Below are 23,793 nucleotides of genomic sequence, written 5' to 3'. Positions count from 1 at the left end.
TCCCGCGGCTGTAACCTCAGGTGGTACGGGCGACTTCGCCAAGCCAAGGTCCGGGCGGCCGCCCGGACCTTGGCTCAATCGCTTCAATCCCACGAAATCTCTCTCGTGTAGATACAAGGTGGCTCGGCGAAGCCGAGACGGAGAGGGGGAAAAGCGCCGTGCGTTTGGATTTACTGGTCAAGGTTCAGCCCACGAAGCCCCTCTCCGGCCGCTTCGCGGCCACCTCTCCCCCGCTTTGCGGGGGCGAGGAACCCAAAGCCTTGCGAAGCCTCACATCCCCGTCAGATCGCTCATCAGCCCGGACGCCACCGACAGCCGCGACACGGTGATGTCACCGCCTTCGGTCAGCGCCTGCAGCCGCTCGCGGATGCGGGCCACCCGCTCGCCGCCGGCCTCCAGCCAGGCGGCCACCGGGTCCGCGGTGCCGGCATGGCCGGAGAGAGCGGCGACCGCGATGCCGCGTCGCGCCGCGCCGATCGTGTCTGTGGCACGCGACAGCGCCAGCTGGTCGTAATAATCCGACGGCGTGATCGAACGCGCCGCCTCTTCGACGCGCGGAATGCGGAAAGCATCGCTGACGGCAAAGAACGCCTTGGCCGCCGCGACGATGTCGGCATTGGCCGTGCGCGCCACCAGCGCGATATCAGGGATCAGCTCCGCCAGATCGGCCAGCGCCAGCTTTTCGGCCAGTTTTTCCGGCGCGCCGACCTTGAACAGGCCGTGCCGCCGCTCCTCGATCCGCTCGCGCGAGAAGCCCGGCAGCAGCGAGATGAGCTTCGGCTCCAGTGCCTTGCGCGCCTCCTGCAATTCGGCGATGCGCTGGCCGAGCGCTGCGGCCCCCGCATCGTTCTTCAGATACCAGCCGCTGGTCACGAAGATAAGCCGGCTGACGGACTGGTAGAGGTCGAGCTGTGCCTGGCCATCGATCTGGCTGTCGAGCGCGTCGATCTCGCGGTAGAGCGCCGGCAGTCCAAAGCCATCGCGCACCACGGCGAAGGTGCGCACCACGTCGGCGGCACTGCGGCCGGTGGCTTCCTGCAGCCGGTTGACGAAGGACGGGCCGCCGCGATTGACGAGATCGTTGGCGACGACGCGGGCGATGATCTCGCGGCGCAGCCGGTGGCCGTGGATCTCGGTGGCGTATTTCTTCGCCATGCGGTCGGGGAAATAGCCCATCAGGTCACGGTCGAAATGCGCATCGTCCGGCACGTCGCTGGCGACGATGTCGGAGAACAGCACGATCTTGGCATAGGCAAGCAGCACGCCGAGCTCGGCCCGGGTCAGCGGCTCGCCGCGCGCCTCGCGCTCGGCAAGGGCTGCCGGCGACGGCAACGTCTCGACCGCACGGTCGAGTAGGCCGCGCGCCTCCAGCGCCGTCATGAAGCGGCTCTGATGCGCGATGTCGGCGAGACCCCGCTTGCGCGCGATCGAAAGCGCCAGCGTCTGCTCGTAATTGTTGGACAGCACCAGTCCGCTGACCTCGTCGGTCATCTCGGCGAGTAGCTTGTTGCGCGCCGGCCGGGTTAGCGATCCCTTGCGCATGGCGGACGCCAGGGCGATCTTGATGTTGACCTCGACGTCCGAGCAGTTGACGCCACCCGAATTGTCGATGGCGTCGGAATTGCAGCGGCCGCCATTCATGCCGAACTCGATGCGGGCACGCTGCGTGACGCCGAGATTGGCGCCCTCGCCGATCACTTTCGCCCGGACATCGAGCGCTGTGATGCGGATGGCGTCATTGGCGCGGTCACCGACTTCGGCATTGGTTTCGCCCGATGCCCGCAAGTAAGTGCCGATGCCACCGAACCACAACAGATCGACATTCGCCTTGAGGATGGCTGTCATGATCTCGGCCGGCGTTGCCGTGGTCTTGGCGAGGCCGATCGCCGCTGCCGCCGCCGGCGGCAGCGTGATCGACTTCTGGCTGCGCGAGACGATGACACCGCCTTCCGACAGTTTGGTCTTGTCGTAGTCCTGCCAGGACGAGCGCGGCAGCGCGAACATGCGCTCGCGCTCGGCCATCGACGCCACCCTGTCCGGATCGGGATCGATGAAGATGTCGCGATGGTCGAAGGCGGCGATCAGCCTGGTCTGCGGCGACAACAGCATGCCGTTGCCGAACACGTCGCCCGACATGTCGCCGACGCCGACGACGGTGAAGGGCGAGGTCTGGATGTCGCGGTTCATCTCGCGGAAATGCCGCTTCACCGCTTCCCAGGCGCCCTTGGCGGTGATGCCCATCTTCTTGTGGTCGTAGCCGGCCGAGCCGCCGCTGGCGAAGGCGTCGTCGAGCCAGAAGCCGTGCTTCTCCGAGATAGCGTTGGCAGTGTCGGAGAAGGTCGCCGTGCCCTTGTCTGCAGCAACGACGAAATAGGGATCGTCGGGGTCGCGCCTGACAACGCCGGCAGGCGGGATCACTCCATCCAGGCCGATATTGTCGGTGATCGACAGCAGGCTGGAGACGAAGTTCTTGTAGGCCGAGGTGCCGGCCTCGAAGATGGCGTCGCGGCTGCCGCCCGTGGGCAGGCGCTTGGGGAAGAAGCCGCCCTTGGCGCCGACCGGCACGATGACGGCGTTCTTGACCTGCTGCGCCTTGACCAGGCCCAGCACCTCGGTGCGGTAATCCTGGGCGCGGTCCGACCAGCGCAGGCCGCCGCGCGCCACCGGACCGAAGCGCAGATGCACGCCTTCGACCTCGGACCCGTAGACGAAGATCTCGCGCCATGGCCGCGGCGCCGGCAGACCCTCGACCGCTTGCGAATCGAGCTTGATCGCCAACGACTGGCCCCGCGCTTTCGTTTCGGAGACGAAATGATTGGTGCGCAGCGATGATTCGATCAGGTTGAGATAACGGCGGATAATGGTGTCGTCGTCGATATTGGGCACCTCTTCCAAGGCGTCCTTGATCTTGGCCTTGAGGTGCTTGGCGGCGACGACGCCTTCCGTCTCGGCCGTCGGCCCGAGGCGGGCGACGAACAGCGCATGCAGGCCGCGCGCAATGTCCGGATAACGGTTGAGCGCGGCGGCTATGAAATCCTGACTCTGCGGAATGCCGGCCTGCTGCAGATAGCGGCCATAAGCGCGCAGGATGGTGACTTCGCCCGACCACAGGCCGGCGGTCTGGGCAAGGCCGTTATAGCTGTCATTGTCGATCTCGCCGCGCCAGACCGACAGGAACGCGTCCTCGAACAGCGCGCCGCCATCGGTGAGGTCGATCGGCTTGCCGTAGCTGTTCTCCAGCTCCATGTCGTGGACGAAGACGGTGTCGCCGCCCTCCTCGTCGACTTCGAAAGTGCGCTCGCTGATGACGCGGAAGCCGATGTTTTCCAGCACCGGCACCCGCCGCGACAGCGCCACAGGGCTGCCATGATGATAGATCTTCAGCGCCGCCTGATGCGGCTTCTGCTCGGCGTGGCGATAATAGTCGATGGCAATCGGATTGCTCGCGCTTATCTTAGCGATGCGCCCGGCGTCGGCCAGCGCCACGGCTGCGCTGAAGGAATCGCGGTAGCTCTCGGGAAGCCGCGCAGCGATCGCCTTCAGCGACGGATCGCTGCCGCCGGCTTCCGCCGCCTCGGCCAGCGCGTCATCCCAGGTGCGCACGATGTCGCGGATGGCCGCTTCGATCGCCGCCTGATCGACCTTCGGCGTCTTGCCACCAGAACGGCCGATGATGAAGTGGACCCGCGCCAGCCCGCCTTCCGGGAAAGCTGGATAGTAAGCCGACAAACGGCCTTCGAACACCGTCTTGAGATAGGTGCCGACCTTCTCACGCACGACGCTGTCATAGCGGTCGCGCGGCACGAAGACGAGGATCGAAACAAAACGGTCGAACTGGTCGACGCGCACCAGCGCCCGCACCCGCGGCCGCTCGATCAGGCCGAGAATGGCTGCGGCGTGCTTTTTCAGGACCGGCACCGGCACCTGGAACAGTTCGTCGCGCGGATAGCTTTCCAACACGTTGATCAGCGCCTTGCCGGAATGGTCGTGGCGGTCGAAACCGGACTTGGCGATGATGGTTTCGGCCTTTGAGCGGAGATACGGGATCTTCATCACCGAGCGCGTGTAGGCGGTCGAGGTGAACAGGCCGACGATGCGCAGTTCGCCGGCAAGCGTGCCCTTGGCGGTGTAGGTCTTGACGCCGATGTAATCGAGATAGATGCGGCGGTGCACCAGCGACTTGGCGTTGGCCTTGGTGACGATCAGCGGCTCCGGCCCATGCAGGAAGGCGCGAATTTCGGGCGTGGTCGTCACAGCCTCGGTGCCACGCCGCAGCACCAGCACATCGGGGTCGGAGAGGATGCCGAGGCCGGGCTTGTCGGCGCGTTCCAGATTGCCGCTCTCCGCGCCGCCGGTGTATTTGAACTCGCGCATGCCGAGGAAGGTGAAATTGTCGTCGCGCAGCCATTCCAGGAAGGCGATCGCCTCGGCGACGCTCTTCTTGTCCAATGGCACGGCGGAATAGCGGAATTCGGAAATCGCCTGGTCGAGACGAGCCAGCATCGGCTTCCAGTCGCTGACTGCGGCGCGGACCTGGTTGAGCATCTTGCGCAAGCGATCGGCCAGCGCATTCGCCTGTTCCGTCGTCAGGCGGGGAATGTGGACATGAACGACGCTCAGCCGGTCGTGATTGCCGTCGTCCTTGAGAGCGCTGCCGTCGCCGAGGATCTCGTCAACACCGGCCTTGCCATGGCGCACGACGATGACCGGATGGGTGACCAAAGTCGGTTCGCCTGATGTCTCGGTGATCTCGCCCAGGATCGAATCGAACAGGAACGGCATGTTGTCGTTGACGACGGTGATGACCGTCACCGGCCGGCCCTCGCGAGAGACACCGGAATCGGCATCGACGGCAACGACGCTGTGGCCCTTCTTGTGGACGGCGACGGCCCGTCCCGCCAGATCGGCGGCGCGCTCGAGGTCGGCGGTGTCATAGGCGGCAATGTCTTCAGCCGGCGCGCGGGCCAGCAGATAGTCGGCAAGCCGGGCCGACTTCTCGTCAGGCTTCACCGCCGCGCTGGCCTTTTTCTTCGACTTAGCTGCGGATTTCACGCTCGCCATGATGTCCTCCCGTCATATGCTTTTACGACTATGGTAGCAGATGACCGCCGTTTGGCGACAAAGGTTTGACGGCTCGCCAAGAATTATCGGAATTCGGCGGTCAGGCGGCAGTGAACGAGAAGGAAGACCCCATGTCCGGCAAAATCAGCGCCCTTGACCTCGGCATCGCGGAGCTCAGCGAGGCGACAAAAGCCTATTTCGCCAAATGCGAGGAAAAGCTCGGTCTGGTGCCCAACGTGCTTCTTGCCTACGCCTTTGACGAGAAAAAACTGCGCGCTTTCACCGACACCTACAATGATCTGATGCTCGGCGAGTCCGGCCTGTCGAAGCTGGAGCGCGAGATGATCGCCGTCGTCGTCTCCTCGATCAACCATTGCTATTACTGCCTGACCGCGCATGGCGCGGCGGTGCGACAACTCTCCGGCGACCCGGCTTTCGGCGAGATGATGGTGATGAATTTCCGTGCCGCCAATCTTTCCCCGAAGCAGAGGGCGATGCTCGAATTCGCCGTCAAGCTGACCGAAGAGCCGGCAAAGATCGTCGAGGCGGACCGGGCGGCATTGCGCAACGCCGGCTTCACCAACCGCGACATCTGGGACATCGCCTCGACCGCCGCCTTCTTCAACATGTCGAACCGGGTCGCCGCGGCCATCGACATGCGACCGAACGACGAATACCACGCCATGGCAAGGTGAGGCGCCCGGCTTATATCAGCTATCCCTCATTCTCGTTGCTTGTTTGCCCGTTTGGTCCGATGATCGGCGGGCGGCATGACCGCGTGCCGGTTCGAGCCGCTCACCAAGGGAGGAGAACATGGCGAAATTTCTCTATGTCTATCATGGCTCCGGCAAGATGCCGACCGACGAGGCCGAGCGGAAAGCCTCGATGGACGCTTGGACCGGCTGGTACGGCAAGCTTGGCTCGGCCGTCGTCGACGGCGGCAATCCGGTCGGCAAGTCGAAGATGGTGCTGCCCGGCGGCAAGGTCGAGAACAATGGTGGCAGCAGTCCGACCGCCGGTTACACGATCGTCGAAGCGAAGGACATCGACGATGCCGTCGCCAAGGCGAAGGGTTGCCCGATCCTGATGGACCCGGCGTTCAGTGTCGAGATCGCGCCGATCATCGAAATGATGTGACGCGATCTACCGAAGGTCATCGAAGCAAAAAACGATCCCGCCTTTCGCTGATGCGATCCTTCGGTTTGGGGTCATGCCCTATGACCGCGCGGCTATAGCCGCCGCGGCGCCGGCCATCGTTGTGGCGCTGATGCGATTGGCGATCTTCATCGCCCGCTTGCTCTTCAGCAGCTTGCGCGCCTGCGAGGCGGCGACCACCCAGGCGAGGTCGATCGCGATGAGAACCACCGCCATCGTCGCCGTCAGCTCGACCCAGCCGACGACGCTGACCGAAGCGAGATCGATGATGGTCGGCAGCAGCGCCAGGTAGAACACCATGATTTTGGGGTTGCCGAGCGTCACCGCCATGCCGGCGAAGAAGAGCTTGAGCGGCGAATCCTCGCGTGGCATCTCGCCTTCCCTGGCCTCGACCGGTGCGGTCCACATCTTCCAGGCGAGGTAAGCGAGGTAGGCGACACCGACCCATTTCACGACCACGAAAGCGAAGTGAAACGTCTGCGCCACGACAGCCAGTCCGAACACCGCCAGCGACAGCCAGATGCCCTCGCCAATCCACATCGCAAGCAGGAACGGGAACACGTCGCGAAACCCTTTCGAGATGACGCGAGCGACGAGTGCCGCGATCGACGGACCGGGCGAGCCGGCGGCGACGAAGAGAGCGGCGGCGAAGATCAGCAGCGAGGTGAGGTGCATGGCAGTGCCTTCGAACGTTGGACTACCAAGAATATCCGATCGCTGGTGATTTGGCACCCATCCGCCTGATGGGCCTGCGCACGCGACATATTTCGGAGGCCGGACTTGTCCGCGCCAGTGCTTTGAGAAAGGATCGCGGCCATGAAATCGATTGTCATCCACGCGGCAAAAGACCTGCGCATCGAGGAGACCGATCCAGGCACGCCGGGCGCCGGACAGGTCGAGATTTCAGTCGAAGCCGGCGGCATCTGCGGCTCGGATCTGCACTATTACAATCATGGCGGCTTCGGCGTCGTGCGCCTGCGCGAGCCGATGATTCTGGGACATGAGGTCGCCGGTACGGTAAGAGCGCTTGGCACCGGCGTCTCTGGTCTCGTGGTCGGCGACCGTGTCGCGATTTCGCCCAGCCGGCCCTGCAATGCTTGCCGCTACTGCCTGCAAGGCATGCAGAACCAATGCCTCAACATGCGCTTTTACGGCAGCGCCATGCCGGTGCCGCATATACAGGGCGCCTTCCGCCAGCGCCTGGTCGCCGAGGCTTGGCAATGCCACAAAATAGCGGACCATGTCTCCATCAACGAAGCTGCCTTCGCCGAGCCCTTCGCGGTGACGCTGCACGCCGTCAACCGCGCCGGCTCGCTGCTCGGCAAGCGGGTGCTGGTCACCGGCAGCGGGCCGATCGGCGCGCTCTGCATCCTGGCTGCGCGCGTCCACGGCGCGCGCGAGATCGTCGCCACCGATGTCATGGACGCCGTTCTGGTCAAGGCCCGTGAGATCGGCGCCGACCGCACCATCAATGTCGCCACCGACGGCGCCAGCCTCGCCGCCTACAACGTCGAAAAGGGCAGTTTCGACGTGATGTTCGAGTGCTCCGGCAACGAGCGCGCGGTGCGGGCGGGGCTCGACGTGTTGAAGCCGCGCGGCGTGCTTGTTCAACTCGGCCTTGGCGGCGACATGTCCCTGCCGCAGAATCTCATCGTCGCCAAGGAGATCGAGATGCGTGGCTCCTTCCGTTTCCACGACGAGTTCGCGCTGGCCGTCGACCTGATCAACAACCGTCGTGTCGACGTCAAGCCGCTGCTGACCGGCATCTATCCGATGGACGAGGCGGTTGCGGCGTTCGAGATCGCCGGCGACCGCACCCAATCGATGAAGGTGCAGATCACCTTCGCCTGAGCATGGCGGAACACCCGCTATGAGCCTTGCCCGCGTGGCTTCTTGTCGCTAGAAGAGCCGTCCCGACATCCATTTCGAGCTTCACTTTGCCTCAGTAACCACCGGTCTCGCCAACTCCCCTGATCACACCTGGCAGGGCGCCGCCATCAGCGGAGCCTGCTCCATTTTCACGTGTTCCTCAGGCGGCGGTTCGAGACCGGTTTGGCACTGCTGAACCGCTGTCGCGCGTCCGCGACACCTGACTTTCAAGAACCGCAGCCTACCGCCACGCCGTGCCCGCAGGGGCATCTCGACATCGCCGGCCTGATGAACTTCCCGACAGGAAGGGCTTATCGGCATGTCCGGCACTTTGCGCATCCACTGGGCGATCGCGCCCTGCACGGCACCTCGACCCCTGATCAACTGCAATCGCTGCGGCACGGTGAAGGCCTATTGCTGCAGCGACAAATTCCGCGTCAACGCCAATGGCAAGCGCATCGACGTCTGGCTGATCTATCGCTGTATCGACTGCGACAATTCGTGGAATTTCGGCATTTTCGAACGCTGCAACCGCCGCGACATCGAACCGGCGATGCTGGCCGCCCTTGAAAGCAACGACCCGGCCCTCGCCCGCCGCCACGCCTTCGATGCGGTGACGTTGCGAAGCCGGGTTGGCCGCGTCGAGGAGTTTTCCGACGTCGCCGTTCACAAACAGAGGCTCGGCGACGAGGGCGAACGCGCAAGCGCACTCGAACTCAGGCTCGCGCTTGAAATGCCGACATCGCTGCGACTCGACCGCTTGCTTGCCGGCGAGCTCGGCATCTCACGGTCGAGGCTTCAGGCGCTGGAGGAGAAGCGATCGCTGGTGGTTGATCCGGAAGGGGCCAAGGCTTTGCGCAAGCCGGCCCGCAACGGCACCACCGTGCGGATTGATCTCGCCGGCGAAGCCGACCGCAAAGCCATTATCTCAGCGGCCAGCGGATAAACGAAAGGGGCGAAGCATGTTGGTGCTTCGCCCCGTCCCATATCCGGAAAAATCAGACGATTAAGCCGCGCCGACCACTTTCGCCGACTTCTCGAAGCGCTTGCGCTCGTTCGGGTCGAGATAGAGCTTGCGCAGGCGGATGGTCTTCGGCGTCACCTCGACCAGCTCGTCGTCCTGGATCCAGGCCAGCGCACGCTCCAGGGTCATGCGGATCGGCGGCGTCAGCTTGACCGCCTCATCCTTGCCGGCGGCGCGGATGTTGGTCAGCTTCTTGCCCTTCAGCACGTTCACTTCGAGGTCGTTGTCACGGCTATGGATGCCGATGATCATGCCCTGATAGACCTTGACGCCCGGATCGATGACCATCGGTCCGCGGTCTTCCAGGTTCCACATGGCGTAAGCGACAGACTCGCCCTGCTCGTTGGAGATCAGCACGCCATTGGTGCGGCCGGGCAGCTCGCCCTTGTAGGCTTCGTAAGCGTGGAACAGCCGGTTCATCACGGCGGTGCCGCGCGTGTCGGTCAACAGTTCCGACTGGTAGCCGATCAGGCCGCGTGTCGGCGCGTGGAAGACGATGCGCTGGCGGTTGCCGCCGGAGGGGCGCAGTTCGATCATCTCGGCCTTGCGCTCCGACATTTTCTGCACCACGACGCCGGCATGCTCCTCGTCGACGTCGATGACGACTTCCTCGACCGGCTCCAGCAATTCGCCGTCCTCGCCCTTCTGCATGACGACGCGGGGACGCGACACGGCGATTTCAAAACCCTCGCGGCGCATCGTCTCGATCAGCACGGCCAGCTGCAATTCGCCGCGGCCGGAGACGAAGAACGAATCCTTGTCCGGCGATTCCTCGATCTTGAGCGCGACATTGCCTTCGGCTTCGCGCAGCAGGCGGTCGCGGATGACGCGGCTGGTGACCTTGTCGCCTTCGGTGCCGGCGAGCGGCGAGTCATTGACCAGGAAGGACATGGTCACGGTCGGCGGATCGATCGGCTGCGCATGCAGCGGCTCGGAGACGCTCGGGTCGCAGAACGTGTCGGCGACGGTGCCTTTCGACAGGCCGGCAATGGCGACAATGTCGCCCGCCTGCGCTTCGTCGATCGGCTGGCGCTCGAGGCCGCGGAAAGCGAGGATCTTGGAAATACGGCCGGTTTCGATCTGCGTGCCGTCATGGTGCAGCACCTTGACCGCCTGATTTGACTTCAAGGTGCCGGATTCGATGCGGCCGGTGATGATGCGGCCGAGGAAGGGATTGGCTTCCAGAATGGTGCCGATCATGCGGAACGGGCCGGGATGAACCGTCGGCTCCGGCACGTGCTTGATGACGAGGTCGAACAGCGGCGCAAGCTGCTGATCCTTGGGGCCTTCCGGATTTTCAGAAACCCAGCCATCGCGGCCCGAACCGTAGAGGATCGGGAAGTCGAGCTGCTCGTCGGTGGCGTCGAGCGCGGCAAACAGGTCGAACACCTCGTTGACCACCTCGACATGCCGGGCATCTGGACGGTCGATCTTGTTGATGACGACGATCGGCTTCAAGCCGACCTTGAGCGCCTTGCCGACGACGAACTTGGTCTGCGGCATCGGGCCCTCGGCGGCGTCGACCAGCACGATGGCCGAATCCACCATCGACAGGATGCGTTCGACCTCACCGCCGAAATCGGCGTGGCCGGGGGTGTCGACGATGTTGATGCGGGTGTCCTTCCAGTCGACCGAGGTCGCCTTGGCCAGGATGGTGATGCCGCGTTCCTTTTCCAGGTCGTTGGAATCCATGGCGCGCTCGGCGACGCGCTGATTGTCGCGGAAGGAGCCGGATTGCCGGAGCAACTGGTCGACGAGGGTGGTTTTTCCATGGTCGACGTGCGCGATGATCGCGATATTACGAATTTTCATGTTGTGGTCTCGGGAGCGTTGCAGGCAGCAGGCCAAAAGGCGCCGCCTCTTTCGGTTGCGCGGCTCATACAGGGTTTTTCGCAATTGCGAAAGAGGAGGCGCATCACCAAATACTCATCAAATCTTAAGCATCTCGGTGTGAGATGGTTTTGTTAACCAAGGCGGGAACCTTTCGGGGCCCGGGCAGTTCGAAATTCATGACCGACAAACTCAACCGATTTTGGCCACTCATCGCTTCGGTCGCATTCGCTGCCCTGCTGGCGGCCAATGCCGCGCAATCCGCCGCGACGCTGAAGGAAGCCAATCCCGTCTCGTCCTCTGATCAGACGGCCGAGCAAATGTTCGCCGACGCCCCTGATGGCGTCGACCCCGTGGTCACCGGCCCGGTCAGCGCCTCCTTCAAGCAGAGGCAGGAGGTTGCCGGCTGCGACAGCGCGGTTTGGCCTAAGATTCCGACGGTTTGTTACCCGGATTGACGGGCGCTGCCCCCTCTCCCCCCTTGAGGGGGAGATGTCGCCAAAGGCGACAGAGGGGGTCGTCTCGCGTGAAGCGCCAGCCTCCTGCGCTGCGCTGGAAGGTTGAGCCCGGTCGAACCGACCCCCTCTGGCTGCTTCGCGGCCATCTCCCCCTCAACGGGGGAGATCAAAGCCAGCCTACGCCGACCGCACCGGATCGAGCGTCACCTTGTAAAGCTCGTTGTCATCGCGATCCATCAGCCGCACCGTCAGCTGCTCGGTAGCGCCTGAAATATCCACCAATCCGAAGAACTGCAGGCCAGCCGATGGCGGCAGGTTCTGGCCCTGTTCTGCCGTCGGCGCCTTGATGAATTTCAGCTCCGGACCGAACGTCATGTCGAAATCGTTGGGGCCGAACGTGCCGGCGTGGATCGGGCCGGAGACGAATTCCCAGAACGGGTTGAAGTCCTGAAACTGTGCCTTGTCAGGGTTGTAATAGTGCGCGGCCGTGTAATGCACGTCGGCCGTCAGCCACACTGTGTTGGTGATGCCGGCGTTCTTGATGTAGCGCAAAAGGTCGGCGATCTCGAGCTCGCGGCCCTTGGGCAGGCCGTTGTCGCCATTGCTGACGGCTTCCGCGCCGACCTTCCTGGTGCCGTCGTCCCAGACGACGAGGCCAAGCGGCATGTCGGCGGCGATGATCTTCCAGGTCGCCTTGGAGTTGGCCAGTTCGCGCTTCAGCCATTTGGTCTGCTGTTCGCCGAGTATACGGGACTCCGGCGTCATGGTGTCCTGCATGTCAGGGCCGTTGGGGCCGCGATAGGAGCGCATGTCGAGGAAGAACACGTCGAGCAGCGGCCCGTGGGATATCTTGCGGTAGACGCGGCCCGGCTCCGACGGTTCGTAGCGGATCGTCGTCATCTCATGGAAGGCGCGCGCCGCACGCGCCGCCAGCACATGGATGGATTTTTCGGTGTAGCGGTTGTCGGCGCTCAAATCCTTCGAATCCGACCAGTTGTTCAGCACCTCGTGGTCGTCCCACTGGTAGAAGGTCGGGCAGATGGCGCTCAGGGCGAGAACGTTCTTGTCCATCATGTTGTACTTCCACTGGTCGCGGTACTCGTCCAGCGTCTCGGCGACCTTGCGCTTGCCGTCGATGAGGACGACGTTCTTCCATTTGCCGCCGCCAGGCAGGTCGACCTCATCCTTCATGGCGCCATCGGCATAGATCGTGTCGCCGGAATGCAGGAAGAAGTCGGGCGTGTGCTTGGCGATGGTGGCGTAGGTCTTCATGCCGGTCTCGTCGATGCCCCAGCCCTGGCCGGCCGTGTCGCCCGACCAGGCGAATTTGATGTCGCGCTTCGAGGCGGGTGCAGTGCGGAAGCGCCCGACGATCGGCTCGGAGACGACATTGATGTCGGCGAGGTCGGCGGCCGTCATGCGGTAGAAGATGTCCTGGTCGGCAGCCAAGTCGGTGAGCAGCCGCTTGACCGTAAAGTCGCTGGCCGGCGAGGTATCGAGCGGCGCCAGCCGGGTGGCGTTGGCGAAATTCTCGGTCGACGACACTTCGAACATGACGCGCGAGGGTCGATCGGTGCGCGTCCACACCATGCCGCTCGAGGCATCGACATCGCCGGACTGGACGCCATGGGTAAAGGCCGGGCGCTGGCTGGCGCGTGAATAATAGGGCAAAGCGAGGCCCGATGCGCCGAGCAGACCGGCCGCACTCGCCGAAGTGACGAAAGCGCGGCGGGTCAACGAGATATTGTTCATGGCTGTCTCCTGATGGCTTGAACGTCCGCCACCAGCGTCCAGCCTCAATGTTTCAGCCGCATCTCGGAAAGATGAAGTTTTGATAACAATGGACAGTCGAACTGCTGATCTCCCCCCTCGTGGGGGAGATGGCCGGCAGGCCAGAGGGGGGCGCGAAGGATCGCCAGCCACTCGGGTGCTTGCCGGCCAAGCGCCGGCTTAACGATTCGATTGAACGGAAAACACGAAGATTGAACTGATAACTCGGCGGGACAGCGCCCCCCTCAGCCCTGCCGGGCATCTCCCCCACAAGGGGGAGATCAGCGCTCCACCGTCGCGCTTAAGCCGCCTGCGGCTCCGGGTCGAAGGCCGGACGGCTCGTGTTGATCAGCAGCGAAATACACGCCGCGGCAATCGCGGTCATGCCGGCGATCAGGAAGGCCAGTTCGTAATTGCCCTGCAGCTCGCGCATGGTGCCGCCGAAGGCTGCGGCGGCTGCCGCACCGACCTGATGACCGGCGACGATCCAGCCGAACACGATCGGGCCGCTACGGTCGCCGAAGGCTTCGTTGGCAAGCCTGAGCGTCGGCGGCACGGTGGCGATCCAGTCGAGACCGTAGAGCACGGCAAAGATGATCAGGCTGGTCGCCGAGAAGCCGGAATAGGGCAGGTAAATCAGCGACAGGCCGCGAATGCCATAGTAGACACCGAGCAGCTTGCGCGGGTCGAAACGGTCGGTGAGCCAGCCCGACAGCGTCGTGCCGATCAGGTCGAAAATGCCCATCATCGACAAAAGGCCGGCCGCCTGCACCTCGCCAATGCCCATGTCGCCGCAAAAGGAGATCAGATGGGTGCCGACCAGCCCGTTGGTGGTGAATCCGCAGACGAAGAAGGTGGCGAACAGATACCAGAATACCCTGGTTCCCGCAGCGCGGCGCAGCGTGTTCAGCGTATGCGCCAGGAAATTGCCTTGCGAGGCCGGCGACACCGGCGGCACGTCATCGGCCTCGGCGCCATAGCGCACCATACCGATCGAAGCCGGGCGCTCCGGCACCAGCAGCCAGACCAGCGGCAACAGACAGGCGGTGGCGACAGAGACGGCGATGGCGACCGGCTGCCAGCCGCCCGACTGGGCGAGCGATGCGAGCAGCGGCAGGAAGACCAGCAGGCCGGTGGCGCTGGAGGCCGACATCAGCCCCATGACAAGACCGCGATTGGTCTTGAACCAGCGATTGACGATGGTGGCGCCGAGCACGGTGGCGACAGCGCCCGAGCCGATGCCGGAAAACACCCCCCAGGTGAGGAACAGGTGCCAGGGCTCGGTCATGAGCAGGCTGAGCGCGGTCGAGCCCGACATGATCACCAGCGAGGCAAGCAGCGTACGGCGCAGCCCGATCCGCTCCATCAGCGCGGCGGCAAACGGACCGGTCAGACCGTAGAGGAAGATACCGATGGCAGCGGCAATCGAAACGGTATCGCGCCCCCAGCCGAAGCTTTTATCCAGCGGCAGCATCATCACGGAGGGCGCCGAACGAAGCCCGGCCGCGATCAGCAGGCAGAGGAAGATGACGCCGACCACGACGAAAGCGTAGCGCTGGCCAAAGGGATGGGATTGAGCTATCATGTTACTGACCGGTACGTTTCAGGGTGAGGAGATGTATACGTACCGATCGGTAACACGTCAACCGAGCCACATAATGCCAACGGACAAAAATATTGAACTGACCATCAATGACGGTCATGCAGCGGCGCCGCCCAAGGCTGCCAAGAAGATCCTCGACGTGGCGTACGACCTGTTCTACCGGCGCGGCATCAGGGCGATCGGCGTCGACGAAATCGTCAAGCGCGCCGGCGTCACCAAGCCCAGCCTCTACCGCAGCTTTCCCTCCAAGGATGAGCTCGCCGCTTCGTATCTCAGGCAATATGACCGTGAATATTGGGAGCGTTTCGACGAAGCCGTGGCCGCCCATCCCGGCAACCCGCGCGCGCAGATCAGTGCCTTCCTGACCCGCGTCGGCAAGCGTACGCAAAGACCGGACTATCGCGGCTGCGGTATGACCAACGCGGCGGTGGAATACCCGGAACACGGCCACCCGGCACGCGTCGTCAGCGAAGCCAACAAGCAGGAACTACGCCGCCGCTTGCGCGAAATGGCGGCAGCGATGGGTGCACAAGACCCTGACACGCTGGGCGACGGCCTGCTGCTCCTGATCGAGGGCGCCTATATCAGCGGCCAGCTGTTCGGCCTCGGCGGCCCGGCGGCATCGGTCGCCCGCAATGCCGACCTGCTCATCGAGGCGAGCTTGAAGAAATAACATTTTCGAGCGTTGGCGCCGCCCCTCATTGCCCTGCCGGGCATTTCTCCCCGTGAACGGGGAGAAAGAGGCCGGCCGCACCGCCGGCGGCTCTCTTGCAACGCCGGTGATTGGCGAAACCGGTGGCGGGAGCGTCCCTCGCCCCGTTTACGGGGAGAGGATGCCGGCAGGCAGGTGAGGGGCAGCGCCAACTTTGCCGATGGGTGGGGCGCTAGGCCTGTCGAAAATTTGACGATAGGCTGGAACGGAACTCCACGGGAGACGTCCACATGCGCACCCTGCTGCTTGTCCCCTTTGCCCTTACCGGCCTCTGCCAGGCAGCCCATGCCGATGGCATATCCAGCGCCTACACCGACCTCGATTCGCAAAAGGACTGCGTCACCTATGCGCAGGCCGAGGAGGGCGACGGCGACTGGGCTGAACTCGCCTGCTCCGGCTATCGCGGCTATCCCGTGCTGATCGCATATGACGATGCCCGTGAATCACTGTTTTACGGTTTTCCGCCCGGCGGCGACATGACCTCGGTCTGGGAGAGTTTTTCCGGCTTCAATTCCTCCGGCGCCAAGGTCGAATGGCGCATAGAGAGCAAGGGCGACGTCGCCGTTCCTTTCGCCGTCATCCACCGCCGCTCGATCAGCAATCCCGAGGACGAGAACAAGCCGACCGAAGTGCTGCTCGTCGCCAAGGTCGGCCAGATGGAAGCCCGCGATGGCTGCACCATCGGCCTCGTGCTCGCCACCGGCAACCCGCAAGCCAACGACCAGGCGCGCAAACTGGCCGACGAAAAGGCCAAGAGTTTCGCCTGCGGCAAGGACAAGCACACCGTCATTGGCGATGTGCCGGCGTTTGGCAGGGTGGATAACTAAGGGCTGTTCGCGTTGGAACGCCCCTTATGCAGTGTCGTCGGTTCGTGCTGCCCCTCATTGTCCTGCCGGACATTTCTCCCCGTATGACGGGGAGAAAGACGCTGTCATCGCAGCTTTCGCCAATTACACACGTTGCAGAATGAGAAGCCGAGGGCCGGGCTACTGCATTCTCCCCGTCACTACACGGGGAGAAGGTGCCGGCAGGCGGATGAGGGGCGGCGCCGTGCTTAGCGGCCGCTCGCACCCCCAGCGTCGTCGCCTACTTCGCCGCCTTCGCCCGCGCGATCGCGTCGATAATCATCTTCTTGGCGTATTTGGAATCGTGCCAGCCTTCGATCTTGACCCATTTGCCGGGTTCGAGATCCTTGTAGTGCTCGAAGAAGTGCTGCACCTGCTGGCGGGTGATGTCGGGCAGCTGCGTGTATTCGGTGACGTTTTCGTAGCGCAGCGTCAGTTTCGGCGACGGCACGGCGATGATCTTCTCGTCCTGGCCGGCATTGTCTTCCATGATCAAGACGCCGATCGGCCGCACATTGATGACACAGCCCGGCACCAGCGCGCGTGTGTTGCAGACCAGAACGTCGATCGGATCGCCATCACCCGACAGCGTATGCGGCACGAAACCGTAATTGCCGGGGTAGCGCATCGAGGTGTGCAGGAAGCGGTCGACGAACAAAGTGCCGGCCTCCTTGTCCATCTCGTATTTGATCGGCTCGCCGCCGATCGGCACCTCGATGATGACGTTGACGTCGTCAGGCGGATTCTTTCCGCTGGCAATGGCTTCAATGCGCATGGCTCAAATCCCTCTCTCGATTTCCAAGATCGATAGCGGGCGAAGCGCAAGGGCGCAATGCGGCGATTGGTACGCAGCGCTCATGGAAGTGCACAGTTTGTGAACGGGCTGTAACCGAGGCGGGTGCTCGTTATTCCCAGACGAAGGCGACCTTTTTCAGCGCCTTCTGCTCGAAAATCTCAACGCCCTCGGCGACATCGCGACCGCCGGCGCCGGCATAGAAGGCGAGCGCGTTCTGGTTGTCTTCCAGCGCCCACACCACCATGCCTTTCAGCCCGTGGTCGGCAAGCCGTGCCCGCGCCGCCTTGAACAGCCGGCTGCCGAGCCCGATGCCCTGATACTCCGGACGCAAATAAAGCTCGTAGATCTCGCCCTGCTGCTTCAGCTCGCGGGCGCGGTTCTTGCCGATCGTGGCATAGCCGGCAATGGTGCCGCCGATCTCGACCACCAGCACGGTGGCAGCGCGGCGGATAGCGTTCGCCCACCAGTCGGCGCCACGGCGGTTGATCATCGAGGTCAGCGAGCGATGCGGGATGATGCCGGAATAGGCGCCCTCCCAAGCCTGCTGATGCACGTCGGCGATGGCGCCGGCGTCGCGCGGTTCGGCTTTCCGGATGTCGATGCTTAGGGTCTTCATGATTTGTTAACCATAAACCCGCGTCGACCGATTGCAAGAGTCGAGGTCTGCCCGCCAACCGCTTTCTCACAGCCGATCCCGACACTTGCTGACATCGGGCAAGGCCTGCTCGAAAACGCCCTCGGCCGGGCGGCCAGGCGTCCTGCTCAGGTGCGTTTGTTGGCTTTTCATATCTCTACGAGATGATCGTCCAGCTCGTTGGCGTCGCCCGACGTAACCGGGAAATGCTCGGCAAGCACCGCGCCGACCTGCTCGATCGCCTTGACGAAGCCGTCGGCGAGCCGGTCGTCGCCGGCATGCTGCGTGAGGTCGCGGATAACACCGTCCCAGACATGCTGGCCGACCTTGCTGTTGATGCCCGAGTCGGCGACCACTTCGGCATAGCGCTCGGCGATCGACACGAAGACCAGCACGCCGGTGCGCGCCGTGGTGCGATGGACGTTACGGGCGAGGAACTGCCTGAGCGCACTATCATGTGCTGCCTGGTAACGCTGCCGGCGCGGCACCAGATGGATGCGCAAGTTGGGCAGCGCCCATAACAGCACCAGCACCGAGGCCAGCGCCAGCAGCTGTACAATGACGAAATGCGGCAGCCGGATCGACAGCCACCAGGCTTCCAGCCCATAGGCGACGGCGAGGCTGACGATCAGCATGCCGGATGTCGCCATGAAGGCGGCCGGAAAGAAATAGCCGTCGCTGGCATGCGCGACGACGCAATAGATCTCGCCGTCGGTTTTCGATTCGGCGGCACGGATCGCGGTGGCGATGCGCTCATGGTCCTGCGGGCTGATCGGTCGTGTTGCCATGTCTCTCACCAGCTCCCTGAAGACCCGCCACCGCCGGACGAACCGCCGCCACCTGAAAACCCACCGCCGCTGCTTGAGCCCGACGACCAGCTGCTGCCCGAACTTCCTGACGACCATCCACTGCCCGAGGACCAGCCCGACGACGAACTCGTTGTCCAGCTGCTTGAACCCGAAGACGATCCCCTCGGTCCCTGGCCATAGCGAAAAGTCATGCCCAGCCATCTATACACGCCCGGCGACAGCTTGGTGCCGAAGATCGGCGGCAGGAAGGCCATCGCCAGGCCGCCGAAGAACATCGTCGCCCACAGAATCAGGAAGATCGCGACGATAGGATCGATGGGCGTGCTGTTGTCGGCCGGATTGCGCTTGCCGCGCGCTTCCAGCTCTTCGGGATTGCCTTCCAGCACCATGACCACGTCGTCGACGGCTTTGGAAATACCGCCGGAGAAATCGCCGGCACGAAAAGCCGGCACCATATCGTTTTCGATGATCAGTTTTGTGTGCAGATCGGTCAGCGTGCCTTCCAGCCCATAACCGACCTCGATGCGCATCTTGTGGTCGTTCGGCGCCACCAGCAAAAGCACGCCATTGTTCTCGCCGGCCTGGCCCAGCTTCCAGAAGCGGAACAGCCGGTTGGCGTAGGGCTCGATCTCCTCTCCGTCGAGACTGTTGATCGTTGCCACGACGATCTGGTCGGAGCCTTTGGTCTCGAAGTCGGCCAGTTTCCGGGTCAGCGCCGCCTCGGTCGCGGGGTCGATGATACCGGCATCGTCGACGACGCGACCGGTGAGCGCGGGCAACTCCGCCGCCATGGCGGCAAAGCCGAAGATCAACACCGCCAGGGCAAACAACGCACCGGCGGTGAAACGCCTGGAGGGGCTGATGATGGGCATCATCATATCGACACCGCCTCCAACGCTTCCGGATTGCCCTCAAGCGCCATGACTGTCCTCGAGCACCTTGATGATGTCGTCGACGGCCTTGGAAAGGCCACCGGAGAAATCGCCGACACGGAAGGCCGGCACCATGTCGTTTTCAATGATCCGCGTGGCGTGCGAATTGGTCAACGCGCCCTCCAGCCCATAGCCGACCTCGATGCGCATCTTGCGGTCGTTCCTGGCCACCAGCAGAAGCACGCCATTGTTCTTGCCCGCCTGGCCGAGCTGCCAGAAGTTGAACAGCCGGTTGGCGTAAGGTTCGATCTCCTCGCCGTCGAGGCTGGGAACCGTGGCGACGACGATCTGGTCGGAGCCTTTGGTCTCGAAATCCGCCAGCTTTTGCGTCAGCGCCGCCTCGGTCGCGGCGTCGATGATGTCGGCATTGTCGACGACACGACCGGTGAGTACGGGCAACTCCGCAGCCAGCGCTGCGAAGCCGACGAGCAACACCGCCAAGCCCAGCAAGGCAGCGCCGGTCATTGCGACGAGACGGCCATGACAGGAACTGATGATGCGTGTGGTCATCTCGTCACCAGCTTCCCGAGGAGCCGCCGCCGCCGGACGAACCGCCACCGCCTGAAAAGCCGCCACCACCGCTTGAACCTGACGACCAGCCGCCGCCCGAACTGCCCGAAGACCAGCCGCTGCTGGATGATCGCCGGCCTGGCTCGAAAGTCATGCCCAGCCAGCGGTAGCGGCCGGGGCCAAGTTTCCTACCGAAGATCGGTGGCAGGATGGAGGCCGCCATGCTGCCGAAGAAAATGATTGCCCAGATGCTGATGAAGACACCAAAGAACAGATTGTCCATGTCGACTGGCGACTGTTCCTTGCGCTTGCCGCGCGCTTCCAGCTCTTCCGGATTGCCTTCCAACACCATCACCATGTCGTCGACGGCTTTGGAAATCCCGCCTGAGAAATCGCCTGCGCGGAAGGCCGGCACCATGTCGTTTTCGATGATCAGTTTCGTGTGCAGGTCGGTCAGCGTGCCTTCCAGCCCATAGCCGACCTCGATGCGCATCTTGCGGTCATTCGGCGCCACCAGCAGCAGCACGCCGTTGTTTTCCTTCGCCTGGCCGAGTTTCCAGAAGCGGAACAGCCGGTTGGCATAGGGTTCGATCTCTTCGCCGTCGAGGCTTGGGATCGTGGCGACGACGATCTGGTCGGAGCCTTTTGTCTCGAAGTCGGCAAGTTTTTGGCTGAGTGCCGCCTTGGTCGCCGCATCGATGATGCCGGCATTGTCGACGACGCGACCGGTCAGCGCGGGGAGATCGGCGGCGAAGGCGGTGAGGGGGAGGAAAAGGACGAGTAGCACAAACGCGAAAACGCGAATGCTGTGCCGCCCCTCATCGGCCTGCAAAATCACGACAGATGATCCCTAGCTATCACCCGCCCTGCTTCGTGCCGAAATCGACCTTCGGCGGCTGCATCTTGTCTTCTTCGACGGTGAAATTGGCGAACGGCTCGTTGCTGCGGAACCAGAAGGTTGCCCACAGCACCGAAGGGAAGGTCCTGAGTGTCAGATTGTAGTCCTTGACCGCCAGGATGTAGTCGCGCCGCGCCACCGCAATGCGGTTCTCTGTGCCTTCGAGCTGCGCCTGCAGCGCCAGGAAATTCTGGTTGGCCTTGAGGTCGGGATAGGCCTCGGACACCGCGATCAGCCGTGACAGCGCGCTGGTCAGCCCTGCCTGGGCATCCTGGAACTTCTTGAGGGCTTCGGGATCCTTCAGCGTTTCCGGCGTCACCGTGATCTGCGTCGCCTTGGCGCGCGCTTCGACCACCGCGTCGAGCGTGTCCTTTTCATGCGCCGCATAGCCCTTGACCGTCTCGACCAGGTTTGGGATCAGGTCGGAGCGGCGCTGGTACTGGTTCAGCACCTCGCTCCATGCCGCCTTGGCATTTTCCTCCGCTGTCGGGATGGTGTTGTAGCCGCAGCCGGCAAGCAGCGGCAGCACAATGGCCATCATCAGCACGGCCGGCAGGTTGCGGAAGGGGAAGGCAAGGCGCTGGGCAAACATAATGTGGTCCCTCGACAGAAGTTGCATGGGAAGCATTAGCACAATCTGCGCTCAAGAAAATGTCTGCGGCTGGCGCGCACGCCTGCGCTCGCGAGGCCCTGTGATTGACCGCGCGAACACGGTAAGGTCGCCGGCAAACAGGACAGGATCATGGCGCAACGCCAAGACGATGACAGCGAATCGCGCCGCATTATCGAGCGCGTGGCAAACGAGAGCGGCCCGGGCGGCACGTCGTTGATCGCGCGTGCCGCGAAAGGCGCGCGCGATCACGTCACCGCCGCCGAGGCCGACCGCTCCGATCCGATCGAGGTCTGGGGCACCCGCATCGGCCGAACGCTTGGGCTCATCGTCGCCCTCGGCCTTTTGATCTGGCTGGTGTATTTCGTCTCCCGGGGCAGCTAGAGCATGATCCTGAAAAGTGGGAACCGGTTTTCAGAAAAAGATCATGCTCCAACAAAGAGATAGGTCAGGATGACGATTCAACGAAACGTTATCCTGATTTAGGAATTCCATGAACAGCGAAAAAGCCGACGCGCCGCGCGCGGTCATCGTCATTTCCAGCCATGTCGCCCGCGGCTCGGTCGGCAACCGCGCCGCCGTGTTTGCGCTTGAAACGCTGGGCTTCCCGGTGTGGGCGGTGCCGACGGTCATCCTGCCCTGGCATCCCGGCCATGGGCGGGCCACGCGCATTGTGCCGCCACTCGACCAGTTCAAGGCACTGATGGCCGATCTCGAGCGCGCGCCCTGGCTGGGCGAGGTCGGCGCCGTGCTGTCGGGTTATCTCGGCGAGGCCGGCCAGGCCGAGGCCGTCGCTTCGCTGGTTGCTGCGGTCAAGGCGAAGACGCCGGACGCGGTCTATATATGTGACCCGGTGATGGGCGATTCCGGCGGGCTCTACGTACCCGAGCCGACGGCCGCCGCCATGCGCGACCGGCTGATGCCGATCGCGGATATCGCCACCCCCAACCGCTTCGAGCTGGAGTGGATGGCCGGCGCGCCCTTGCCCGACCTGAAATCGGTCATTGCAGCTGCCCTTCATGCCGGCCCAAGAACCATGCTGGTGACGTCGGCGCCGTCGATGATGACCGGCGGCACCGGCAATCTGCTGCTCGACGGCAGCCAGGCGCTGCTGGCCGAACACCGCCTCATCGACAAGCCGCCGAATGGGCTGGGTGACCTCACGGCTGCCGTCTACCTCGCCCGCATCTTGTCGGGACAGCCGCCGATCAAGGCGCTGCAGTCGACCACGGCCGCCGTCTATGAGATCCTGGCGCGCACAGCCAAGCGCGGCGGCGACGAACTGCAGCTGGAAACCGATGCCCAGAGCCTGTCGCACCCGATGGCGATGGTGCAGATGGGCCATCTCACTCACCCGGGGCGGGACCGCCGGGCGTGACGTCGGCCGTGATCGTCGGCGTTGACGGCTGCAAGGCCGGCTGGATCGCCGTCCGCCGCGATCCGGGGGCTTCGCCGTCGATCTCCGTCTTTGCCAGCTTCGCAGAACTGCTCGACGCCTTGCCGACCGATGCGATCGTGGCTGTCGACATGCCGATCGGCCTGCCTGACTTCTCGCAAAGAGGCGGGCGCGGACCGGAAGCACTGGTGCGGTCGCTGCTCGGGCAGCGCCAGTCCAGCGTCTTCTCCATCCCTTCCCGCGCTGCCCTTTACGCCGACATCAGCGACTTCACCACGGTTGAGGCCTGGTATGAAGCGCATCGCCGCGCCAGCGACGTGGCCAAGACGACCTCCGATCCGCCGCGCGGCGTCTCGATCCAGGCTTTCGGCATCTTTGCCAAGATCCGCGAGATCGACGCGCTGCTGATTGCGCGCCCCGAGTTGCGCACCCGCGTCTACGAATCGCATCCGGAAGTCGCCTTCTGCCGGCTGAACAGCGAAAAGGCGATGACACTGCCGAAGAAGATCAAGGGCGCCGTAAACCCGGCCGGCATGGAAGAGCGCAAGGCGCTGCTGTGCCGGCACGGCTATGTCAGAGCCTTTCTCGATCAGAAGCCGCCGACAGGGGCTGCCGCCGACGACTTCCTCGACGCGGCAGTGATGATGCTGATTGCCGGACGCCTCGTCTGCGGCGAAGCAAGACCGTTTCCCGACCCACCATTTGCCGACCGTTTCGGCATTCCCGTCGCCATTTGGGCGTAGGCAGGCCGCGACCCATGCGTGCCGCATGGCGATTTGCGACGGAGCCATCCGCAATTCGGCATTGCCCGCGACGGGCATTTGCCGTTAGAGGCTTTCTCAACTGAAAACGAGCTGCCGTCTCCAACCCGGAAAGGCTCC

21 protein-coding genes and 1 pseudogene are annotated in these 23,793 nt (G+C 63.6%); 10 read left to right on the top strand and 12 right to left on the bottom strand.

The genetic code is table 11. From position 1 onward, the window contains the following. Positions 1-270 precede the first annotated feature (270 nt). Positions 271-5,061, bottom strand: coding sequence for an NAD-glutamate dehydrogenase (locus AC04SG_RS17430; protein ID WP_488552039.1), 4,791 nt, complete (start codon positions 5,059-5,061; stop codon positions 271-273). Positions 5,062-5,192: 131 nt separating this feature from the next. On the opposite strand from AC04SG_RS17430, the gene AC04SG_RS17425 reads away from it, so the two are divergent. Both AC04SG_RS17425 and AC04SG_RS17420 read left to right on the top strand, forming a co-directional pair. Further along, positions 5,193-5,756: a peroxidase-related enzyme gene (locus tag AC04SG_RS17425; protein ID WP_488552038.1), complete on the top strand. Its 564-nt coding sequence runs from the start codon at positions 5,193-5,195 to the stop codon at positions 5,754-5,756. Between the two features lie 118 nt (positions 5,757-5,874). Continuing rightward, the gene (locus AC04SG_RS17420) at positions 5,875-6,198 is read left to right on the top strand and encodes a YciI family protein (RefSeq protein WP_181062078.1); all 324 of its coding nucleotides are present in this window, start codon (positions 5,875-5,877) and stop codon (positions 6,196-6,198) included. A 78-nt stretch (positions 6,199-6,276) separates the two neighbouring features. Here AC04SG_RS17420 and AC04SG_RS17415 read toward each other — a convergent pair whose 3' ends face one another. Further along, positions 6,277-6,891 carry a LysE family translocator gene (locus AC04SG_RS17415; protein ID WP_488552037.1) on the bottom strand — a complete coding sequence of 205 codons (615 nt, stop codon included), beginning with the start codon at positions 6,889-6,891 and terminating at the stop codon, positions 6,277-6,279. Positions 6,892-7,032: 141 nt separating this feature from the next. On the opposite strand from AC04SG_RS17415, the gene AC04SG_RS17410 reads away from it, so the two are divergent. Both AC04SG_RS17410 and AC04SG_RS17405 read left to right on the top strand, forming a co-directional pair. Further along, on the top strand, positions 7,033-8,067 hold the full coding sequence (locus tag AC04SG_RS17410; protein WP_488552036.1) for an L-idonate 5-dehydrogenase: 1,035 nt from the start codon (positions 7,033-7,035) through the stop codon (positions 8,065-8,067). 337 nt (positions 8,068-8,404) lie between these two features. Beyond that, complete coding sequence (locus tag AC04SG_RS17405) at positions 8,405-9,031, top strand: DUF1062 domain-containing protein (protein ID WP_488552035.1); 627 nt, start codon at positions 8,405-8,407, stop codon at positions 9,029-9,031. 60 nt (positions 9,032-9,091) lie between these two features. Here the strand turns inward: AC04SG_RS17405 and typA are convergent, their stop codons facing one another. Then, entirely contained in the window at positions 9,092-10,921 is a 1,830-nt protein-coding gene (typA, locus tag AC04SG_RS17400) for a translational GTPase TypA (RefSeq protein WP_488552034.1), read from the bottom strand. Between the two features lie 197 nt (positions 10,922-11,118). On the opposite strand from typA, the gene AC04SG_RS17395 reads away from it, so the two are divergent. Then, positions 11,119-11,397, top strand: a complete 279-nt coding sequence (locus tag AC04SG_RS17395; RefSeq protein ID WP_488552033.1) for a hypothetical protein — start codon at positions 11,119-11,121, stop codon at positions 11,395-11,397. 177 nt (positions 11,398-11,574) lie between these two features. Here AC04SG_RS17395 and AC04SG_RS17390 read toward each other — a convergent pair whose 3' ends face one another. Together AC04SG_RS17390 and AC04SG_RS17385 are read right to left on the bottom strand one after the other, a co-directional pair. Beyond that, the gene (locus tag AC04SG_RS17390; protein WP_488552032.1) at positions 11,575-13,149 is read right to left on the bottom strand and encodes an alkaline phosphatase D family protein; all 1,575 of its coding nucleotides are present in this window, start codon (positions 13,147-13,149) and stop codon (positions 11,575-11,577) included. Positions 13,150-13,468: 319 nt separating this feature from the next. Continuing rightward, on the bottom strand, positions 13,469-14,752 hold the full coding sequence (locus AC04SG_RS17385; RefSeq protein ID WP_488552031.1) for an MFS transporter: 1,284 nt from the start codon (positions 14,750-14,752) through the stop codon (positions 13,469-13,471). 73 nt (positions 14,753-14,825) lie between these two features. Here AC04SG_RS17385 and AC04SG_RS17380 point away from each other — a divergent pair, with 73 nt between their 5' ends. Both AC04SG_RS17380 and AC04SG_RS17375 read left to right on the top strand, forming a co-directional pair. Further along, positions 14,826-15,443 (top strand): TetR/AcrR family transcriptional regulator, encoded by a 618-nt coding sequence (locus AC04SG_RS17380; RefSeq protein WP_352586562.1) that lies wholly within the window; start codon positions 14,826-14,828, stop codon positions 15,441-15,443. A 269-nt stretch (positions 15,444-15,712) separates the two neighbouring features. Next, positions 15,713-16,309, top strand: a complete 597-nt coding sequence (locus tag AC04SG_RS17375) for a hypothetical protein (RefSeq protein ID WP_488552030.1) — start codon at positions 15,713-15,715, stop codon at positions 16,307-16,309. Positions 16,310-16,568: 259 nt separating this feature from the next. On the opposite strand, the gene ppa is transcribed toward AC04SG_RS17375, so the two are convergent. The 7 genes and pseudogenes from ppa to AC04SG_RS17340 all read right to left on the bottom strand — a co-directional run bounded on the left by ppa (position 16,569) and on the right by AC04SG_RS17340 (position 21,498). Next, on the bottom strand, positions 16,569-17,102 hold the full coding sequence (ppa, locus tag AC04SG_RS17370; protein WP_488552029.1) for an inorganic diphosphatase: 534 nt from the start codon (positions 17,100-17,102) through the stop codon (positions 16,569-16,571). Positions 17,103-17,232: 130 nt separating this feature from the next. Beyond that, the gene (locus AC04SG_RS17365) at positions 17,233-17,739 is read right to left on the bottom strand and encodes a GNAT family N-acetyltransferase (protein ID WP_488552028.1); all 507 of its coding nucleotides are present in this window, start codon (positions 17,737-17,739) and stop codon (positions 17,233-17,235) included. Between the two features lie 167 nt (positions 17,740-17,906). Continuing rightward, the gene (locus AC04SG_RS17360) at positions 17,907-18,545 is read right to left on the bottom strand and encodes a TPM domain-containing protein (protein WP_488552027.1); all 639 of its coding nucleotides are present in this window, start codon (positions 18,543-18,545) and stop codon (positions 17,907-17,909) included. A 5-nt stretch (positions 18,546-18,550) separates the two neighbouring features. Then, positions 18,551-19,444, bottom strand: coding sequence for a TPM domain-containing protein (locus AC04SG_RS17355; protein ID WP_488552026.1), 894 nt, complete (start codon positions 19,442-19,444; stop codon positions 18,551-18,553). 51 nt (positions 19,445-19,495) lie between these two features. Then, positions 19,496-19,963: pseudogene (locus tag AC04SG_RS17350) on the bottom strand (TPM domain-containing protein); the annotation flags it as partial. A gap of 49 nt (positions 19,964-20,012) precedes the next feature. Further along, positions 20,013-20,795: a TPM domain-containing protein gene (locus AC04SG_RS17345; protein WP_488552025.1), complete on the bottom strand. Its 783-nt coding sequence runs from the start codon at positions 20,793-20,795 to the stop codon at positions 20,013-20,015. A gap of 70 nt (positions 20,796-20,865) precedes the next feature. Further along, a complete protein-coding gene (locus tag AC04SG_RS17340; protein ID WP_477341237.1) occupies positions 20,866-21,498 on the bottom strand; it encodes a LemA family protein in 633 nt (210 codons plus the stop codon). Positions 21,499-21,648: 150 nt separating this feature from the next. Here AC04SG_RS17340 and AC04SG_RS17335 point away from each other — a divergent pair, with 150 nt between their 5' ends. The 3 genes from AC04SG_RS17335 (at position 21,649) to AC04SG_RS17325 (ending at position 23,655) form a co-directional block, all read left to right on the top strand. Beyond that, positions 21,649-21,900 carry a hypothetical protein gene (locus AC04SG_RS17335; protein WP_488552024.1) on the top strand — a complete coding sequence of 84 codons (252 nt, stop codon included), beginning with the start codon at positions 21,649-21,651 and terminating at the stop codon, positions 21,898-21,900. 109 nt (positions 21,901-22,009) lie between these two features. Beyond that, positions 22,010-22,894 carry a pyridoxal kinase PdxY gene (pdxY, locus tag AC04SG_RS17330; protein ID WP_488552023.1) on the top strand — a complete coding sequence of 295 codons (885 nt, stop codon included), beginning with the start codon at positions 22,010-22,012 and terminating at the stop codon, positions 22,892-22,894. Beyond that, positions 22,891-23,655 (top strand): DUF429 domain-containing protein, encoded by a 765-nt coding sequence (locus tag AC04SG_RS17325; protein WP_488552022.1) that lies wholly within the window; start codon positions 22,891-22,893, stop codon positions 23,653-23,655. The genes pdxY and AC04SG_RS17325 overlap by 4 nt, the downstream gene beginning before the upstream one ends. Positions 23,656-23,793: the final 138 nt, after the last annotated feature.

The organism is Mesorhizobium sp. CNPSo 4684, from assembly GCF_057784315.1.
The sequence above is the reverse complement of the archived record's forward strand: the minus strand, read 5'-3'. Positions and strand labels throughout refer to the sequence as shown.

Coding starts and splice junctions, on each gene's coding strand:
- ppa (WP_488552029.1), bottom strand. CDS start 17,102: ATGCGCATTGAAGCCATTGCCAGCGGAAAGAATCCGCCTGACGACGTC.
- AC04SG_RS17425 (WP_488552038.1), top strand. CDS start 5,193: ATGTCCGGCAAAATCAGCGCCCTTGACCTCGGCATCGCGGAGCTCAGC.
- AC04SG_RS17395 (WP_488552033.1), top strand. CDS start 11,119: ATGACCGACAAACTCAACCGATTTTGGCCACTCATCGCTTCGGTCGCA.
- AC04SG_RS17360 (WP_488552027.1), bottom strand. CDS start 18,545: ATGGCAACACGACCGATCAGCCCGCAGGACCATGAGCGCATCGCCACC.
- AC04SG_RS17355 (WP_488552026.1), bottom strand. CDS start 19,444: ATGATGATGCCCATCATCAGCCCCTCCAGGCGTTTCACCGCCGGTGCG.
- AC04SG_RS17365 (WP_488552028.1), bottom strand. CDS start 17,739: ATGAAGACCCTAAGCATCGACATCCGGAAAGCCGAACCGCGCGACGCC.
- AC04SG_RS17340 (WP_477341237.1), bottom strand. CDS start 21,498: ATGTTTGCCCAGCGCCTTGCCTTCCCCTTCCGCAACCTGCCGGCCGTG.
- AC04SG_RS17420 (WP_181062078.1), top strand. CDS start 5,875: ATGGCGAAATTTCTCTATGTCTATCATGGCTCCGGCAAGATGCCGACC.
- AC04SG_RS17415 (WP_488552037.1), bottom strand. CDS start 6,891: ATGCACCTCACCTCGCTGCTGATCTTCGCCGCCGCTCTCTTCGTCGCC.
- AC04SG_RS17335 (WP_488552024.1), top strand. CDS start 21,649: ATGGCGCAACGCCAAGACGATGACAGCGAATCGCGCCGCATTATCGAG.
- pdxY (WP_488552023.1), top strand. CDS start 22,010: ATGAACAGCGAAAAAGCCGACGCGCCGCGCGCGGTCATCGTCATTTCC.
- AC04SG_RS17375 (WP_488552030.1), top strand. CDS start 15,713: ATGCGCACCCTGCTGCTTGTCCCCTTTGCCCTTACCGGCCTCTGCCAG.
- typA (WP_488552034.1), bottom strand. CDS start 10,921: ATGAAAATTCGTAATATCGCGATCATCGCGCACGTCGACCATGGAAAA.
- AC04SG_RS17385 (WP_488552031.1), bottom strand. CDS start 14,752: ATGATAGCTCAATCCCATCCCTTTGGCCAGCGCTACGCTTTCGTCGTG.
- AC04SG_RS17410 (WP_488552036.1), top strand. CDS start 7,033: ATGAAATCGATTGTCATCCACGCGGCAAAAGACCTGCGCATCGAGGAG.
- AC04SG_RS17380 (WP_352586562.1), top strand. CDS start 14,826: ATGCCAACGGACAAAAATATTGAACTGACCATCAATGACGGTCATGCA.
- AC04SG_RS17390 (WP_488552032.1), bottom strand. CDS start 13,149: ATGAACAATATCTCGTTGACCCGCCGCGCTTTCGTCACTTCGGCGAGT.
- AC04SG_RS17430 (WP_488552039.1), bottom strand. CDS start 5,061: ATGGCGAGCGTGAAATCCGCAGCTAAGTCGAAGAAAAAGGCCAGCGCG.
- AC04SG_RS17405 (WP_488552035.1), top strand. CDS start 8,405: ATGTCCGGCACTTTGCGCATCCACTGGGCGATCGCGCCCTGCACGGCA.